General features: G+C 34.6%; 15 protein-coding genes and 1 tRNA gene. 7 read left to right on the forward strand and 9 right to left on the reverse strand.

From position 1 onward, the window contains the following. Positions 1 to 36: 36 nt before the first annotated feature. From noc to rpmH, 9 genes are all read right to left on the reverse strand, one after another. Complete coding sequence (gene noc, locus ACLTBU_RS15795; RefSeq protein ID WP_412219882.1) at positions 37 to 1,044, reverse strand: nucleoid occlusion protein; 1,008 nt, start codon at positions 1,042 to 1,044, stop codon at positions 37 to 39. Positions 1,045 to 1,094: 50 nt separating this feature from the next. Continuing rightward, positions 1,095 to 1,817: a 16S rRNA (guanine(527)-N(7))-methyltransferase RsmG gene (gene rsmG, locus ACLTBU_RS15800; protein WP_249333384.1), complete on the reverse strand. Its 723-nt coding sequence runs from the start codon at positions 1,815 to 1,817 to the stop codon at positions 1,095 to 1,097. A 17-nt stretch (positions 1,818 to 1,834) separates the two neighbouring features. Then, positions 1,835 to 3,718 (reverse strand): tRNA uridine-5-carboxymethylaminomethyl(34) synthesis enzyme MnmG, encoded by a 1,884-nt coding sequence (gene mnmG / locus ACLTBU_RS15805; protein ID WP_320650910.1) that lies wholly within the window; start codon positions 3,716 to 3,718, stop codon positions 1,835 to 1,837. Between the two features lie 121 nt (positions 3,719 to 3,839). Next, entirely contained in the window at positions 3,840 to 5,222 is a 1,383-nt protein-coding gene (gene mnmE / locus ACLTBU_RS15810; RefSeq protein WP_320650911.1) for a tRNA uridine-5-carboxymethylaminomethyl(34) synthesis GTPase MnmE, read from the reverse strand. A 105-nt stretch (positions 5,223 to 5,327) separates the two neighbouring features. Beyond that, positions 5,328 to 6,092 carry an RNA-binding cell elongation regulator Jag/EloR gene (gene jag / locus ACLTBU_RS15815; protein ID WP_412183401.1) on the reverse strand — a complete coding sequence of 255 codons (765 nt, stop codon included), beginning with the start codon at positions 6,090 to 6,092 and terminating at the stop codon, positions 5,328 to 5,330. Between the two features lie 20 nt (positions 6,093 to 6,112). After that, positions 6,113 to 7,282, reverse strand: coding sequence for a YidC/Oxa1 family membrane protein insertase (locus ACLTBU_RS15820; RefSeq protein WP_249333380.1), 1,170 nt, complete (start codon positions 7,280 to 7,282; stop codon positions 6,113 to 6,115). Between the two features lie 27 nt (positions 7,283 to 7,309). Further along, positions 7,310 to 7,558 carry a membrane protein insertion efficiency factor YidD gene (yidD, locus tag ACLTBU_RS15825; protein WP_334299088.1) on the reverse strand — a complete coding sequence of 83 codons (249 nt, stop codon included), beginning with the start codon at positions 7,556 to 7,558 and terminating at the stop codon, positions 7,310 to 7,312. 186 nt (positions 7,559 to 7,744) lie between these two features. After that, positions 7,745 to 8,092 carry a ribonuclease P protein component gene (rnpA, locus tag ACLTBU_RS15830; protein WP_249333379.1) on the reverse strand — a complete coding sequence of 116 codons (348 nt, stop codon included), beginning with the start codon at positions 8,090 to 8,092 and terminating at the stop codon, positions 7,745 to 7,747. A gap of 57 nt (positions 8,093 to 8,149) precedes the next feature. Continuing rightward, positions 8,150 to 8,284, reverse strand: a complete 135-nt coding sequence (gene rpmH, locus ACLTBU_RS15835) for a 50S ribosomal protein L34 (protein ID WP_053982802.1) — start codon at positions 8,282 to 8,284, stop codon at positions 8,150 to 8,152. Positions 8,285 to 8,873: 589 nt separating this feature from the next. Between rpmH and dnaA the strand changes: the two genes are divergently transcribed. The 7 genes from dnaA (at position 8,874) to ACLTBU_RS15870 (ending at position 18,123) form a co-directional block, all read left to right on the forward strand. Next, entirely contained in the window at positions 8,874 to 10,220 is a 1,347-nt protein-coding gene (gene dnaA / locus ACLTBU_RS15840) for a chromosomal replication initiator protein DnaA (protein ID WP_412219886.1), read from the forward strand. Between the two features lie 247 nt (positions 10,221 to 10,467). After that, a complete protein-coding gene (gene dnaN, locus ACLTBU_RS15845; protein WP_412219888.1) occupies positions 10,468 to 11,574 on the forward strand; it encodes a DNA polymerase III subunit beta in 1,107 nt (368 codons plus the stop codon). Positions 11,575 to 11,670: 96 nt separating this feature from the next. After that, entirely contained in the window at positions 11,671 to 11,877 is a 207-nt protein-coding gene (gene yaaA, locus ACLTBU_RS15850) for a S4 domain-containing protein YaaA (RefSeq protein ID WP_249333376.1), read from the forward strand. A 29-nt stretch (positions 11,878 to 11,906) separates the two neighbouring features. Then, positions 11,907 to 12,977, forward strand: a complete 1,071-nt coding sequence (gene recF, locus ACLTBU_RS15855) for a DNA replication/repair protein RecF (protein ID WP_412183403.1) — start codon at positions 11,907 to 11,909, stop codon at positions 12,975 to 12,977. A gap of 87 nt (positions 12,978 to 13,064) precedes the next feature. Further along, entirely contained in the window at positions 13,065 to 14,969 is a 1,905-nt protein-coding gene (gene gyrB / locus ACLTBU_RS15860) for a DNA topoisomerase (ATP-hydrolyzing) subunit B (RefSeq protein ID WP_412219889.1), read from the forward strand. Between the two features lie 22 nt (positions 14,970 to 14,991). After that, a complete protein-coding gene (gene gyrA, locus ACLTBU_RS15865; protein ID WP_412219891.1) occupies positions 14,992 to 17,499 on the forward strand; it encodes a DNA gyrase subunit A in 2,508 nt (835 codons plus the stop codon). Positions 17,500 to 18,030: 531 nt separating this feature from the next. Continuing rightward, positions 18,031 to 18,123, forward strand: a tRNA-Ser gene (locus ACLTBU_RS15870). Positions 18,124 to 18,291: the final 168 nt, after the last annotated feature.

Consider the following 18,291-nt stretch of genomic DNA (forward strand, 5'->3'; position numbering starts at 1 on the left):
ATAGTATGTGTATAGGCATACTATCTTTTTTTCTTTTTATTTATTCATAGGAATTTTAATACGGATTTCGTATCCATCATCCTCTTGTTTCATAGTATATTTAGCATCGATTCCTGATTGCTGAATCATATCGACTGCTTGAGTAATTGTATTTGTAAAGAGTCTAATATCACGGACAAATGCTCTAAACTTTTGATTATTTTTCTTTTCTTCTACTTTTTCCTGTGTCAAATTAACGAGAACTTGTTCAATAAGCTGTTCTGTTTTTTTAACGTTAAGTTCTTGTTTTCCTACCTTTTCAAGGACTTCCATTTGAAGCTCTTCTGTAGGTAGCTTTAAAAGTGCTCTCGCATGACGTTCTGTTAAATTGTACTCAACTAGTTTTTTCTTAATAGCTGGTGAAAGTTTAAGGATTCTTAGTTTATTGGCAATGGTAGATTGATTCTTCCCTAATGTTTTAGCAAGCTCTTGCTGTGTATAGCCATAGTCTTGCATAATTGTTTGAAAAGCTTCGCTCTCTTCCAAGAAATTAAGATTCTCTCTTTGAAGATTTTCAATAAGCGCGAGTACAGCACTATTTTTATTTGTTACTTCTACAATTACAGCTGGGATTTCAGTAAGCCCTGCTAACTTTGATGCCTTCAATCTTCTCTCTCCTGCTATAAGCTCATAGGAGTTACCTATAATACGTACTGTAATAGGTTGCATTAAACCGTGTTCTGCAATAGAATGAGCAAGTTCCTCTAATGCTGATTGTGTAAAAACTTTTCTTGGTTGATATGGATTGGGTCTTACACGATCTACGGCTATGTATTGTATGGTTAACTCTTTTTGCATCTGGTAATACTCCCCTCTTGAACTAATCATTATACAATCGTACATAATAGTATAGCACATTATTTTACCAAAAACTACATTATCCGTGAGGAATTTTTCAAGCCTATGTTGCTTATCATAGGCTTTCTCCCTGAGTAAATTACCTATACACCTCGTATTTTCAATCTTCCTCAAAGCAAAAAGAGGCGTATCTGAAAATAAATTCATTCTCAAATACGCCTCTTTTATCTTTATATTTTAACTGCTCTACCTAATACTTATTTACCAAGTGGTGCTTTTGTTGGTTCTCCAGCTTTTCTAGGATATTTTTTAGGTGTTTCTTTCACTTTTTTGATTTTAGCAATACGATGATTTAAATCTGTATAAGGTACAACTACATCTACTAGTTTATCAATTGTACCCCCTAAAATCGTAATAGCTTTTTCTCCTTCTGCAAGCTCTTCATCAAGCTTTTGACCTTTTAAGGCAATAAGATAGCCGCCCTTTTTTACAAATGGAAGTGTATACTCACTAAGTACTGCTAAATTAGCTACAGCACGTGATGCACATACTTCAAATTGTTCACGATAGGCTTTATTTTTGCCTAAGTCTTCGGCCCTACCATGTACACATTCAATACCAGTAAGCCCTAATTCATCAATAACATGTTGTAAGAACTTAAGGCGTTTATTGAGAGAATCAATAAGTGTAATGTGTACATTTGGGAATGCAATCTTAAGTACAAGCCCAGGGAAGCCTGCGCCTGTTCCTACATCTACTAAGCTTTTTACTTGTGCAAGGTCAATGCTGCTTTGTACAGTAAGACAGTCAAGGAAGTGTTTTGTAATAACCTCCATATCTTCTGTAATAGCTGTTAGGTTCATTTTCTCATTCCACTCAACGAGGAGCTCTTTATAGCGCATGAGCTGGTCAGCTTGTTTATCTGTCAACTCTACATTTAAAACTTTAGCACCTTCAATTAATTGTTGTTTAATATCCATACGTAACCTCTTCGGTATTAATTTCTATTTCTTCTTTGTTCTAAATACACTAAAAGTACTGAAATATCTGCTGGTGATACTCCTGAAATACGAGATGCTTGACCAATAGATACAGGACGTACTGCTTCAAGTTTTTGTTTAGCTTCAAGTCTTAAGCTATAAACATCATCATAGTTAATATCATCTGGGATACGTTTTTTCTCAAGTTTTTTAAACTGTTCGACTTGTTTCAGCTGTCTTGAAATGTAACCTTCATATTTAAGCTCAATCATAACCTGTTCGATAACTTCTTCTGGAAGTTCTGGTCTTGTATCATCTACTTCTTTAAAGTCCTCATAACTTAATTCTGGACGTTTAAGAAGCTCACAAAGTGCAATACCTGAACGAAGTGGTGTACTTTCTTTAGCAGCGATGATTTCTTGTACTTTTTGACTTGTTCCTACGTAAGTATTTTTAAGTCTTTCAAGTTCTGTATCAATCGCTTTTCTCTTTTCTAAGAAACGATTGTAGCGTTCATCTGAAATAAGGCCAACTTCATGTCCTTTTTCAGTAAGACGAAGATCTGCATTATCTTGTCTTAAAAGAAGTCTATACTCAGCTCTTGATGTTAGCATACGGTAAGGTTCTCTTGTACCTTTTGTTACAAGGTCATCAATAAGAACACCAATATAAGCTTCTGATCTATCAATAATAAGTGGCTCTCTGCCATCTACTTTAAGTGCTGCATTAATACCTGCAATTAACCCTTGGCAAGCTGCTTCTTCATATCCTGAACTACCATTCATCTGACCACCGCTGAAGAAACCTTCAATGTGTTTAAATTCAAGTGAATGTTTAAGTTCAAGTGGGTTAAGGCAATCATACTCAATAGCATACCCTGTACGCATTACCTCTACATTTTCAAGACCAGCAATAGAACGAAGCATCTCAAGCTGTACTTCTTCTGGAAGAGAAGAACTCATACCTTGTACATACATTTCTGTTGTATCTTCACCTTCTGGTTCAAGGAATACTTGATGGCGGTCCTTATCTGCAAATCTTACTACCTTATCTTCGATAGATGGGCAATAACGAGGGCCTGTACCCTCAATAACACCTGAATACATTGGTGAGCGATGTAAGTTGTCACGAATAATTTGGTGTGTACGTTCATTTGTATAAGTTAAATAACATGGATATTGGTCACGTTTTATATCTGCCTCTTTATTTTCGAAAGAGAATGGTACGATATGTTCATCTCCATATTGTGGCTCCATTTTACTGAAGTCTACTGTACGTGCATCAACACGTGCAGGTGTACCTGTTTTAAATCTTCTAAGCTCAATGCCTAATGCCTTAAGGTTTTCGCTAAGGTCTGAAGAAGACTTAAGCCCATTAGGGCCCGTGTATTCAATACACTCTCCTGTTAAACAACGTGATTTTAAGTAGGTACCACTTGCAAGCACAATGGCTTTACATGTATATTGTGCCCCTTTATTAGTCACAACACCAACTACTTTACCCTCTTCAACTAAGATTTCTACAATCTCTTGTTGTTTAATCATAAGGTTTGGTGTATTTTCTAACACCTTTTTCATTTCATCTGTGTATCTTTTTTTATCAGCTTGTGCGCGTAATGAGTGTACAGCTGGTCCTTTAGCAGTATTAAGCATACGAGATTGAATAAAAGTTTTATCGATGTTTTTGCCCATCTCTCCACCAAGTGCGTCAATCTCTCTAACTAAATGCCCCTTAGATGTTCCCCCTACGTTTGGGTTACAAGGCATCATGCCTATACTATCTAAACTCATGGTAAACATGATTGTTTTTTTACCCATGCGTGCTGCTGCAAGTGCAGCTTCACATCCAGCGTGTCCACCACCAATTACAGCTATATCGATTGATTCTGCAATATAAGTCATGTGAACCTCCTTGATCTCTATCTATAAAATTAATTTTTAATTTCTATTTGAAAAACAAATCCTATTATACACCTTTTTAAATAAAAAGTGTTATAACACATCTTTCCTAATTTATATCCTATTATTTACCTAGGCAGAATCTTGTAAAGAGCTCATTAATAATCTCATCTTTAAGTGCTTCACCTACAATGTTACCTAAGTGCCCATAAGCATCATGTAAATCAATTGCAATACAATCTTCTGGCATACCCATATCAATGGTATCACCTACTTTATCTAAGCTCTCAATGGCTTTTACAAGGCTTTGTTTCTGTCTCTGATTAGAGATTGTTGCCTCTTGTCCAATACTTATACCTTTATTAACGATAAAGTTCTTCATAGCCTGACGAAGCTCATTTAAACCATCTTGCTTCATTGCAGAAATGCTTACGATTGGCTGGTCACCTGTATAAGCTTTAAGTATTTCCTGGGTAATAACAGGGGTAAGGTCTGTCTTATTTAGAACAAAGATAACTTGTCTACCTTTAAGTTCATTCATAAGAGCAATTTCCTCTTGGTCTAGCTCTCTTGAGCTATCAATAAGCATTAGGACTACATCAGCCTGCGTGATAGACTCTTTAGATCTTTCTACACCGATTTTCTCCACTATATCTTCTGTTTCACGGATACCTGCTGTATCTAATAATAAGAATGGCATCCCTTCAATATTAAGATAAGCCTCTACAATATCACGCGTTGTACCAGGGATATCTGTTACAATAGCCTTATTCTCTTCTAATAAGGCATTAAGTAGTGAGGATTTACCTACATTAGGTTGTCCTACAATAGCGGTCTTAACTCCTTCACGAATCATCTTCCCTGTATCTGCTGTAGCAAGAAGCTGTTTAAGTTTATCATTAAGTGCCCTAATATCATCCTTAAAGTCCTCTGCTAATGGCTCATCTTCATCATATTCTGGATAATCAATAGAAACCTCTATTCTGGCGATTATTTGAATAAGCATATCTTGATATTCTTTAATTTGTTTTGAGAGTTTACCTTCAAGCTGATTTACAGCTTGAGATAAAGATACTTCAGTCTTAGCTTCAATAATATCCATAATTGCTTCAACTTGAGCAAGGTCAATACGCCCATTTAAGAAGGCTCTCTTTGTAAACTCGCCACTGTCTGCAAGTCTTGCTCCATTACGTATAACTTCCATTAAAACTGCTTCAAGAGGTACAGGACCGCCATGGCAGTTAATTTCTACAACATCTTCTCTTGTAAAAGTTTTTGGAGCTTTCATTAGCATCACAAGTACTTCATCAATGACCCTTCCATCCTTGTTTAAGATATGGCCATAATGAATCGTATGACTTGGTGCCTCTTTGAGTGTCTTTTTACTTGCAGCTTTAAATACTTTATCAACTATCTCCACAGCATCTAATCCACTTACACGGATAATACCAATGCCACCTACTCCAGGTGCTGTAGAAATTGCTGCTATTGTATCATTGTAAATCATAAAAAAGCTCCTTTCAGTTTGACTCTAAAAATTAATATACTCTAAATTCTCTACATAAACAAGCGACAGAGCCTTCTTTTTAAGAGTGCTCTGCCGTCTATGTGATTATTTATTATAAGTTTTATTTGAAGAAAGTGGTGTAATAACAACTCGTCTGAATGGTTCTTTACCCTCACTATGTGTTTTTACTGTCCTACTATCTTGTAATGCAGAATGGACAATTCTTCTGTCATATGGATTCATAGGTTCAAGGATAACAGGTCTCTTTGTTTGAACTGCTTTCTTAGCAAATTTATAAGCTACCTTTCTCAGTGTATCTTCTCTTCTGCTACGATAGTTCTCTGTGTCTAACATGATTTTCACATAATCATGATGACCTTTATTCACAACGATATTAGTTAAGTATTGGAGAGCATCTAAAGTATCGCCTCTTTTACCAATAACCATACCCATCTTTTCACCTGAAATCTCAATATAAACTCTATCATCAACAACGTTAGTTTCTAAAGTTGCATCAAGTCCCATTTCAGTAAGTACAGAGTTTAAGAATACTTTAGCATTTTCAGTTGCTTCTTCTATACTAGCACCTTTATGCTTATTCTCATTTACTACTACTTTTATTTCTTCTTTATCCTCAGGAATGATTTCTTCAATAGCTTCTGTGTCAGCAGATTGTGATATATCTTGGGCTTCTGGTAGTTCTTTAAGGCTTACTCTTACACGGGCATCTTTAGCACCAAGTCCTAAAAAGCCTTTAGAGCCTCTCTCTAAAACTTGAATCTCTACTTCATCTGTAGTTGCTCCCAGTTCAATAAGTGCATCTGTTATAGCATTATCAACGGTCTTGCCAGTCTTTTCTACACTCTTCATATTATCTACCCCCAGATTTATTAATCCTCTTTCGTGCTGTTTGTTGTCTCATCTTCGCTCGCTGTTTTTTTAGGTTTCTTAGGCTTTTCGTCAATAGCTTTTTGCTCTACTTCACCTGTTGCTACTTCTGGTTTTGGTTTTTTCTTCTTCTTTTTCTTCTTAACACCTTGAGCAGCAAGTGCTGCTTCACGGTCTTTTCTAAGCTGCTCTTCTAAAACAGCTTGTTGTTTATCAACAATTTTGTTAACCCAAATTTGTTGAACCATCATGATGATATTACCAGAAATCCAGTATAAAGCTAAACCATTTGGTACAGTATATGAGAACCATCCCATCATGATTGGCATCATAATGTTCATAACTTTCATCATGCTATCTGCAGGGTTTGCTTCACCATTTGCTGGTGTAGCTGGTTTACTTGCTGCCATTGTGATTTTACTGAAAATAAATGTTGATGCACCAGCTGCAATTGGGATTAAAAGGGCAAGGTATTGACCGTTTGCTACAAGTTGAGATGGTGAATCTACTAAGTTAACAATAAAATATTCAAACCCATGTTTTGCTTCAAGTAAGTTAGAAAGTAAATCATATACTTGTGGAGAAATAAGTTCTCGCATCGCATTCCACTGGTCAGTTGTAAAGTGAGAAAGCTTATCTGCAAGAGTTGCTGTATCTCCTAATTTTTGAAGTTCATACATAGCTGTTGAGCTAAGTGGAACTTTGTTTACTACTTCATTAATAACTGTATCTACATTAGCTACATTTTGCGCTAAAACATCTGCTAACTGTGTGTACATCTCACTAAGTTTTGAGATATATCTACTTGGTTGTCTAAGTACATTGTAAAGTGCATAGATAAGTGGTAATTGAATAAGAAGTGGCAAACATCCTGCAAATGGACTAATTTTATACTTCTTATAAATTGCCTGTAACTCTTGACTATATGCCATTTGAGACTGTTGGTCTTTTTTATTAGCATATTTTTTCTGAATTCTTGTAAGTTCTGGTTGAATCTTACTCATTGCGCGAGTAGTTCGCATTTGTTTAATCTGCAATGGAGTAAGTAAAAGCCTTGTTACCACTGTAAATACAATAATCGTAAGACCTAATGTCCCTACAGGTGTAAGAAGCGCAATCCCCTCAAAGATTAAATTGAGGATCATACCAAAAAAGCTGTTTATAATTCCCATTGGATTCCTCCTAAGTATTTTATTGACTTATTGACATTTCTTTCGTTTAGGTGGTACAGGGTCATACATCGGTTTATGAAAAGGATTACACTTTAATATCCTTTTTATACCAAGAAATGTACCCTTAAAAAACCCGTGTACACTTATTGCCTCATAAGTATAAGCTGAACAAGTTGGTATGAACCTACACTTAGCCCCGAATAATGGTGAAATATACTTCTGATAAACCCTAATAGTACCTAGTGCACTATCTCTTAATATGTTTTTCATTTTCATACCTCTAAAAACTCCTCAACTACCCTTATACCCTTAGTTTTTTATATAAAAATATACACCTCAGCCATAGAAATGTATATTTAGCTGGTAGTTATTCTAATAGGAAAGTATCAAACATGTATTTCTATACTTCACTCATCTATGTCATATAACTCAATAGTATATTAACATATTAAGATAGGACATTTATGAATTTTTGTTAAAAATTTTTTGTTGTTTGAGTAATTGTTCTAGTGAATCAGTAATATCATTATAAGTAGCGTTATTTGCATTGCTTCTCGCAATAATAACGAAATCCCAGCCTGGCTGATCAATGAATTCTTCTTTTAATCTGTAGCTCTCACGAATGAGTCTTGTAACTCTACTTCTTACTACGCTATTTCCTACTTTTTTACTTACTGATATACCTAACCTATTAATATCTTTACCATTCTTATATTTATATAGAACAAGAAATCTATTAGCAACAGACTTTCCTCTTCTATAAACATTTCTAAACTCAGGTGTTTTCTTAAGAGATACTGTATATTTCATCCGCGATACTCCTAATTTCCTTATAAGGCAAAACAAGGCCACCGAGGCGGCCTTGTTTTATGCTGTTAATTTTTTTCTACCTTTTGCTCTTCTTCTAGCAATTACCGCTCTACCGTTTTTAGTTCTCATTCTTTTACGGAAACCGTGTTCTTTACTTCTTTGACGTTTTTTTGGTTGGTATGTCATTTTCATTATGTCGCACCTCCTTATATTAATAAAGTAGCCACATAATATGCACAATTTTTTTAAGCACTAAAAATATAAATATAAAATAAAAATTCGCACACACAACTCTATATAGAGTTAAATAAACAAATAAGCACTATTCATAGTATAGAAGATTTATAAAATCTCGTCAACCCTCTATTAATGGTAATTTTTAAGTCATGTTTTGTACTTTTTTGTCACTTCTTCACCAAAATATCCACCGAAATTTTATACACTGGCCTGTGGATATTTTTTTAAATCTGTTGCTTTTCAACAGCTATTTTGATATTATTATTTTAGTTGTGTATAAGTTGTTGAAAGATTAAAGTTATACACATTCTGTTGATAATTCTGTGTATAACTCATATTTTTCTTATTTTTTCTTTGTTTTTTAACAAATTTATACTTATTTTTATGTGGATAACATCTTTAGATGACTATGTTTCTATCATTTTATTTCTAGAGTTACTTAAATTAATCCCATATTGTTTATAAGAATTGATTAGATTACTCACATGTTGACAATACTAAAATAACTTGTGTATAAATTGTGTATTTGTAGGAGGAGTTTTAAATGACGCACCATTATGATGCCCAATGGAACGCCATCCTAAGTATTATCGAACCTGAAACTTCATCTGTCAGCTTTAACACATGGTTTAAGGAGACCAAGCTTATAGATATCTTTGATAATACCATGGTGATTGGCGTAAAAAATGACTTTAATAAAGAAATTCTCAGCACTAGGTATCTTGAACTTATTAAGAATAGTGTCCTTCAGGTTCTTAATAAGGAGTATATCCTTGACTTTGTTGTCGTGTCTGAAGACGGAAAATATGCCCCTAAACAACCTTCTGCAAAGAAAGAAGCTGCTATCGAAGATCCTTTAAATATAAGAAGCAATCTTAACCCTAGATATGTATTTAATTCTTTCGTCGTAGGTAATAGCAACCGTATGGCACATGCTGCTGCACTTGCTGTTGCGGAAGCCCCTGCTAGAGCATACAATCCCCTATTTTTATATGGAGGCGTAGGCCTTGGAAAAACTCACCTTATGCATTCTATTGCTCATTACATTTTAGAGCAAAACCCAAGTGCTAAGGTACTTTATGCTTCTTCAGAGAAGTTTACGAATGAGCTCATTAACTCAATTCGTGATGATAAAAACGAAGCTTTTAGAAATAAATATAGAAATATAGATGTTTTACTTATAGATGATATCCAATTTATTGCAGGCAAGGAACGTACTCAAGAGGAGTTCTTCCATACTTTCAACACACTTCACGAAGCTAATAAGCAAATTATTATCTCTAGCGATCGTCCACCTAAAGAGATAGAAACATTAGAAGACAGACTACGTTCACGTTTTGAATGGGGGCTTATTGCAGATATTCAGAGTCCAGATCTTGAAACACGTATTGCTATCTTAAGGAAGAAAGCTGAACTTGAAAGCTTATCTGTCCCAGAAGATGTTCTTCTATTTATAGCTAAGACAGTTGTATCCAATATCCGTGAGCTGGAGGGGGCCCTTAACCGTATATTAGCCTTTTCTTCCTTAGCCAATAGGCCTATTACAGTAGAGCTTGCAAATGAAGCACTTAAAGACCTGATTTCTAAGGACAAGCCTAAGGTTATTACAGCTGACTATATACAGGAAATTGTGGCAGATTACTTCCACCTCAAGGTAGATGAGCTTAAATCAGCTAAGCGTACACGTAACATTGCCTATCCAAGACAAATTGCCATGTATTTATGCCGTAAACTAACAGATCTTTCTCTACCAAAGATTGGTGAGAAGTTTGGTGGACGTGATCATACCACGATTATTCATGGCTTTGAGAAGATTTCTAAAGACCTTACTAAAGATATGGAGCTCTCACAGATTATTACGGAGCTCGAGAACAAGATTACAGGGAAATAATTATTCACATCTCCATGTGACTACCATATGGATAGTTTGTGGATAGTTCTTTTATTTTTTTTTGAGTGTTGATACTGTTGATAACTTACTTTAATCCACTATACTAATCCACAGGCCTATATACAAGGGATTTTATCAACAATATATAGGTTTTTGGCAGTTATACACATTATCCACAGGTCCTATTACTATCATTGCTAAATTACTTTAATTATTATAAAAGATTTTCGAAGGGAGATTATCCACAATGAATATTCGCTGTAAGCAAGACGTACTCTTAAACAGCATTAACACTGTACTTAAAGCATGTTCAACTAAAACAACAATGCCAATTCTCGAATGTATCTTATTAAAAGCTTATAATGGAGAAGTTACTTTAGTTGGGTATAACTTAGAACTTGGTATTGAAAGTACAATTGAAGCAGAAGTTTTAGAAGAAGGAGCTATTGCTCTTGAAGCAAAAATCTTCTCTGAAATTATCAGAAAAATGCCTAATGAAACTGTTGAAATTTCAACTGGTGCTAATCATATGACTAATATCACTTGTGAAAAATCTAAGTTTTCAATTGCAGGTCAACTAGGAGATCAATTCCCAGATCTTCCTCAAGTTGAGTTAATGAATAAATATACAATTTCTCAAGTAGCTTTTAAAGATATGATTAGACAAACAATCTTCTCTGTTGCTCAAGAAGAATCCAGGCCTATCCTTACTGGTGAAATGCTTCAAATTAAAGATGGCAGTTTTAACATGGTTACTGTAGATGGATACCGTATTTCATATAGAAAAACTACCCTCTCAAATGAGAATGGAGAAAGAGAAGTTGTCGTTCCTGGGCGCACACTCAATGAAATTAGCAAGATTCTTTCTACTGATGAAGCAGATGAAATGAGTATTTATTTTGAAGATAAACACATTTTATTTGATTTAGGTGAAAGTAAAGTTGTTTCTAATCTACTTGAAGGTGAATTCTTAAAATATGAACAAGTATTTTCATCAGACTATGAAACAAAGATTAAAGTAGATCGCAAAGAATTCCTTATGAGTATCGAACGTGCTGCTTTAATTTCTCGTGAAGGGAAGAAAAATCCAATAAAAATTGAAATAGACGGAGATAATATGATCATTACATCAAGAGCAGAGCTTGGTACTGCGCTTGAAGAAGTTGCAATCGAACTTGAAGGAAATAATTTAAGTATTGCATTTAATCCAAAATATCTCATTGAAGCATTAAAATCTATCGATGATGATGAAGTAAGTATTACTTTTATTTCTTCACTTACACCTTGTATTATTCATCCAATAGAGGGTGATCATTATAAATATCTTATTTTACCAATTAGGTTAAATGCGTAGATAAGACATAGAAAATATCGCTCTTTGTTTCAAGTAGAAGCAAGAGCGATTTATTGCTATAATAAAATTATTTTTAAAATAAAAGGAGAAGTACTCGTGAAACAAATTAAAATTACAACAGAATTTATTAAACTAGATCAACTTATGAAGTTTGCAGATATGGTAGACAGCGGTGGCGAGGCAAAAATGCTTATTGCACAAGGACTTGTACTTGTAAATGGCGAAATCTGCACACAAAGAGGTAAAAAAATACGTCCTGGTGATGAAGTAGAATTCGATGGACAAAATTATCAAATCATTTAGAGATAGATTTTTTTATAAAGGAGAACCTCATGTATATTCAGGAACTCGCTTTAAACAATTTTAGGAATTATGGTGAAGTTAATATTCAACTTGATAAAGGGATTAATATTTTTAAAGGGGATAATGCACAAGGAAAAACTAATGTACTAGAAGCAATCTACTTATGTGCAACAGCAAGGTCACATCGTACTTCTCAAGAAAAAGAAGTAATTAAATGGAATGAAGAGGCAGCTCATATTACACTTGATGTACAAAAACGTACGTTTAACGATAAGATTGACTTTCATATTACTCAAAAAGGTAAGGCTGTAGCTATTAATAAATTACCAGTAGCCAAGCTAGGTGAGCTTTTTGGGACCTTGACGGTAGTTATGTTTTCTCCTGAAGACCTCCAACTTATAAAAAAGAGCCCTAAAGAACGTAGAAGATTTATTGACATTGAATTATGTCAATTTAATAAGCTTTATTACTATGCTTTAAAGCAATATTATAAAGTCTTAAAGCAAAGAAACAACGCCTTGAAGCAGTATCAGCAAAATCCTAATCCAGATATGCTAGATATTTGGGATATGCAATATGTAGAATACGCAAAAGAAGTTATTCAAAGAAGAAGTGAGTTCATTCAAGAAATTAATGAAGTAGCAAAAAAGATACATGCAAATATATCAGGTGGTAAAGAGGACCTTGAAGTTGTTTATGAACCTAATGTGCTTGAAACAAATATAGAAGAAAAAGTAGCAAGATATAGACAAAAGGATATTATGACTCAAAGTAGTTCAGTTGGACCACATAGAGATGACTTAAAGTTTTTGATTAATGGTATGGATGTTAAAGTATATGGATCTCAAGGACAACAACGTACAGTTGTACTTTCTATGAAGCTTGCCGAGCTTCGTCTTATGCAGGAAAATTTAGGGGAAGCGCCTATATTGTTACTTGATGATGTTCTTTCTGAGCTAGATGATAGCAGACAAAAATATCTATTTTCTTATACAGAAAATATTCAGACCTTAATTACCTGTACAGGAGTAGAACAAAGTGTATGGAATAGTCAAAAAGTTGGTAAACTATATAATGTGGTAAAAGGTAACATATATTGACAAGGTTTGCCTTTGACAACTGTTTGAGGTATAATGAAAGTTGGTTTATTATGCATATTCGAAAATTTAAAGGAGTGAGATCTTATTATGGCAGCAACGTATAATGAAAATCAAATACAAATATTAGAGGGGCTGCAGGCAGTACGAAAAAGACCAGGTATGTATATTGGTAGTACTTCCTCAAAAGGTCTTCACCACCTAGTTTATGAAATAGTAGATAATGCCGTTGACGAAGCATTAGCTGGTGCATGTGATACGATTGTCGTTTCTATTCATCCAGATAACTCAATTTCTGTTCTAGATAATGGACGTGGTATTCCTGTCGGCATACATGCTCAAAAAGGAATTCCAGCAGTTGAGGTTGTATTTACTATACTTCATGCAGGAGGAAAGTTTGGTGGAGGAGGCTATAAAGTTTCCGGAGGTTTACATGGCGTAGGTGCTTCAGTAGTTAATGCATTATCTGAATGGCTTGTAGTAAAAGTACACACAGAAGGCAAAATTCATGAAGAAAAATTTGAACGTGGACATGTCGTAAGTCCTTTAACTATAGTTGGAGATACAGACAAGACAGGTACATTTGTACACTTTAAGCCTGATGCAGAAATTTTTGAGACAACTGTATATGACTTTAATATACTCAAACAAAGATTACAGGAAACAGCCTTTTTAACAAAAGGATTACGTATTGAATTAATAGATTTAAGAGAAGATGAAAAACATCATAAGGTATTCCACTACGAAGGTGGTATTAAAGAGTTTGTTAGTCATCTGAATAAACATAAAACACCTATCTATGAAGAAGTCTTCTATGGGGAAGGTGAGAAAGATGGTATTAATGTAGAAGTGTCATTCCAGCATAATGATAGTTATGTAGAGAATGTATTTAGCTTTGTAAATAACATTAATACAACTGAAGGTGGTACACATTTATCAGGATTTAGAGCAGCTATTACCAAGACTTTAAATGACTATGGTAGAAAAATGGGGCTTCTTAAACAGGCAGATAATAATTTAAGTGGTGAAGATATAAGAGAAGGTCTTACTGCTATTATTAGTGTTAAAATTGGAGAGCCACAATTCGAAGGCCAGACTAAAACGAAACTTGGAAATAGTGAAGCACGTGGAGCTGTAGAAAGCATATTTGGTGAACAACTGACTTACTTCTTAGAGCAAAATCCAAATGTAGCTAAAATGATTATTCAAAAAGCAACTATGGCTGCTAGAGCACGTGATGCAGCTAGAAAAGCTAGAGAACTTACACGAAGAAAGAGTGTACTTGAAAGTACAGCACTTCCAGGTAAACTAGCAGACTGCTCTGAAAAAGATGCAAGTAGATGTGAAATCTACTTAGTCGAAGGGGATTCTGCGGGGGGTTCTGCTAAGAGTGCAAGATCACGCCAGACACAGGCTATCCTTCCACTTAGAGGTAAAATTCTTAATGTAGAAAAAGCTAGAATTGATAGAATGCTTGAAAGTGATGAAATTCGTAATATGATTACTGCATTTGGTGCAGGTATTAGTGAAGACTTTGATGTTAACAAGTTACGTTATCATAAAATCATTATTATGACTGATGCCGATGTTGATGGGGCTCATATTCGTACGCTACTTCTAACATTCTTCTATAGATATTATAGACCGCTTATTGAAAATGGCTTTGTATATATTGCGCAACCACCACTCTATTTAGTAGAGAAAAATAAAAAGAAACATTATGCCTACGATGATAGAGAGTTAGAGAAAATTTTAGAAGAAATAGGTAGAACAGGTATTTCAAGAATGCAACGTTATAAAGGTCTTGGGGAAATGAATCCTGATCAGTTATGGGAAACAACAATGGACCCAGAGACTAGAACTTTAGTACGTGTAGATATTGAAGATGCAGCAGCAGCCGATCAAATCTTTACAGCATTAATGGGTGATAAAGTTGAACCAAGACGTGAATTCATTCATGAGTATGCAACTAAAGTTACTAATTTAGATATATAGAAAAGGGTAGAGGAGGAGAAAGATGGATAACTTAGATAACAATTTTGATAAAATCATCTCTGTTGATATTCAGGACGAGATGAAAAAGTGCTATATTGATTACGCCATGAGCGTTATTGTATCTCGTGCCCTACCAGATGTTAGAGATGGATTAAAACCAGTTCACAGAAGAATTCTTTATGCGATGGATGAACTGAATTTAGGACCAGATAAACAATACAGAAAGTCAGCACGTATCGTTGGGGATACCATGGGTAAATATCACCCTCATGGTGACTCCTCAATTTATGATGCCATGGTTAGAATGGCACAAGACTTCTCAATTCGCTACCCACTTGTAGATGGACATGGTAATTTTGGTAACATTGATGGTGACAGTGCTGCGGCCATGCGTTACACGGAAGCCAGAATGAGCAAGATTTCGATGTCTATGCTTGCAGATATCGAGAAGGAAACGGTTGATTTCAGACCTAACTTTGATGAGTCCTTAAAAGAGCCAGTTGTACTTCCTGCACGTTTTCCTAACTTACTTGTAAATGGATCATCAGGTATTGCTGTAGGTATGGCAACAAACATCCCACCTCATAACTTAGGTGAAGTTGTTGATGGCGTTATTAAGATGATTGATAACTACATGGGTCATAATGAAGAGCAAGAATTACGTGAGACAGAGCTTGACGAGTTAATGGAAATCATTAAAGGACCAGACTTCCCAACAGGTGCTACAATTCAAGGACGTTATGGTATTGATCAAGCTTACCGTACAGGTAAAGGTAAGGTTAAAGTTAAAGCAACTGCGGAGATTGAAGAGATGCAAGGTGGAAAATCTCGTATTGTAGTTACAGAGATTCCATATATGGTTAATAAGTCTAAGCTTATTGAGAAAATTGCAGAGCTTGTAAAAATCAAAAAAGTTGATGGGATTACAGACTTACGTGATGAATCAGATAGAGATGGTATGAGTATTGTTATTGAGCTTAGAAGAGATGTTAATCCAAACGTTATCTTAAATCAGCTGTATAAATATACTCAATTACAAGATACATTCAGCATGAATATGCTTGCGCTTGTAAATGACAAGCCAAAAGTACTTAACTTAAAAGAGATGTTAGAAGAGTACTTAAAGCATCAAAAAGATGTTGTAACTAGACGTACTCAGTATGACTTAAATAAAGCAGAAGCAAGAGCGCATATTGTAGAAGGACTTAGAAAAGCGTTAGATAAGATTGATCTTATCACACGTTTAATTAGGGAGTCTAAAACTGTCCAAGAAGCTAAAGAGCGTTTAATGGAGGCAATTGACCTTACAGAAATTCAGGCTCAAGCTATCGTGGATATGCGTCTTCGTGCTTTAACAGGGCTTGAAAGAGAAAAACTTGAGCAAGAATATGCAGAGCTTTTAGAGAAGATTGCATACTTTAGAGGTATTCTTGAGAATGAATATAAATTATATGAAGTAATCCGAGCAGAAATCATTGAAATTCGTGATAAATATGCGGATGCTAGAAGAACAGAAATAGTAAGTGCAGATGATGACTTTGATATTGAGGACCTCATTGATGAAGAACAGGTTATTGTAACTATGACTCATTTAGGATATATCAAACGTATTCCATTAGATACTTACAAACAGCAAAATAGAGGTGGTAGAGGTATTGTAGGTGTTAATACAATTGATGCAGACTTTATTGACCAACTCTTTGTAACAAGTAACTTAAGTGAAATTATGTTCTTTACTAATAAAGGTAAAGCTTATAAAATCAAAGCTTATAGAATACCAGAAGCAGGACGTACTGCAAGAGGTATGGCAATTATCAACCTTCTTCAACTTGATAAAGATGAGAAAATTAGTGCTGTATTCCCAGTACAAGATCAAACAGAGAATGTCTTCTTAACCATGGTAACTAAAAATGGTCAGATTAAGAAAACAGATTTAGAAGCCTTCAAGAACATTAGAAAAGGTGGTATCATTGCGCTTACATTAGCAGAAGATGATGAATTAATAGGCGTATATGAAACAACTCCAGAGGACTCAATTTTAGTATGTACTAAATTTGGTAAAGGTATTATGTTTGATGGTACAGATGTAAGACCTATGGGTAGAACTGCACGTGGTGTTAGAGCCATTAACTTATCTGAGGGTGATGTTGTTATTGGTGCAACTGTACCAAAAGAAGGTGAACAAATTTTAGTAGCATCTGAAAATGGACTTGGTAAACGTACGCCTGTTGAAGAGTTTAGAGCTCAAAAACGTGGTGGTAAAGGTATAAAAGTCTATAAGATTACTGAAAAAACAGGAAATGTTGTAGGGATTACCTCAGTGCATGAAGATGAGGAATTATTACTCATTAACTCACAGGGGGTTATTATCCGTATTAATGTTGCTCAAATTTCTTCTGTAGGAAGAAATACACAAGGGGTTAAACTTATTAACTTAGATGAAGGTGTACAAGTTGTATGTCTTGCAAAAGTTAAAGATGGAGCAGTTGAAGAAGATACTGAAGAAGTAGCAGTACAAATAGAAGAATAAGTATTTAATATATTGTAAATACAAGGAATAGATGATATGATGATATAGAAAATATTACATTTTCTCAGTAGAAATACTCTATTAACCCATGTAGAATTTTAAATCTATATAAATAAGTGCAAATAACAACATCTTATGGGGGTAAATACGGGTAGATATTTTCAAGCTTTTATCTATGAACTAATATTTCAACTACAAAAGGGGTAGTACCTATCTTCCAGGTACTACCTCTTTTTTATCTTTAATTAAGAAGAAAATAGGATATGGCGTATATAATGAGGAGTATATAGGTAAGATAAAAAAGATAAAACTCAGCTATGAGCTAGGGATAGAAAGCTAAAAGACATAATTTCTTGATAGATAAAAATGAGATAAAACCTAGTATTTATAAGGGATTAGCATAAAAAGAAAAGATAATAACAAAGAAATATAAATAAAAGGGTTGACATATAGCACATTTATTGATAATATAAATCTTGCCGTTAGGGAACGCAAGCGAAAAACGGTAAACAAATAACTTTTTTATAATTCGGAGAAGTACTCAAGTTGGCCGAAGAGGTGCCCCTGCTAAGGGTATAGGTCGGGTTAACCGGCGCGAGGGTTCGAATCCCTCCTTCTCCGCCATTTTAAATCTTTAAAATGGACAAGCTAAAAAATGAAAAAAGTTATTGACATAAGTAAAGCGATATGATAGAATATCTCTTGTGCTTAAGAAACAAACACAAACAGATTGAACATTGAAAATAAAATAGTAACCATTAAACCAGTCGATTCATAAAGTCACATGAAGTG

This window comes from Zhenhengia sp., from assembly GCF_046966505.1.
Classification (GTDB): Bacteria; Bacillota; Clostridia; order Lachnospirales; family Cellulosilyticaceae; genus Zhenhengia; species Zhenhengia yiwuensis.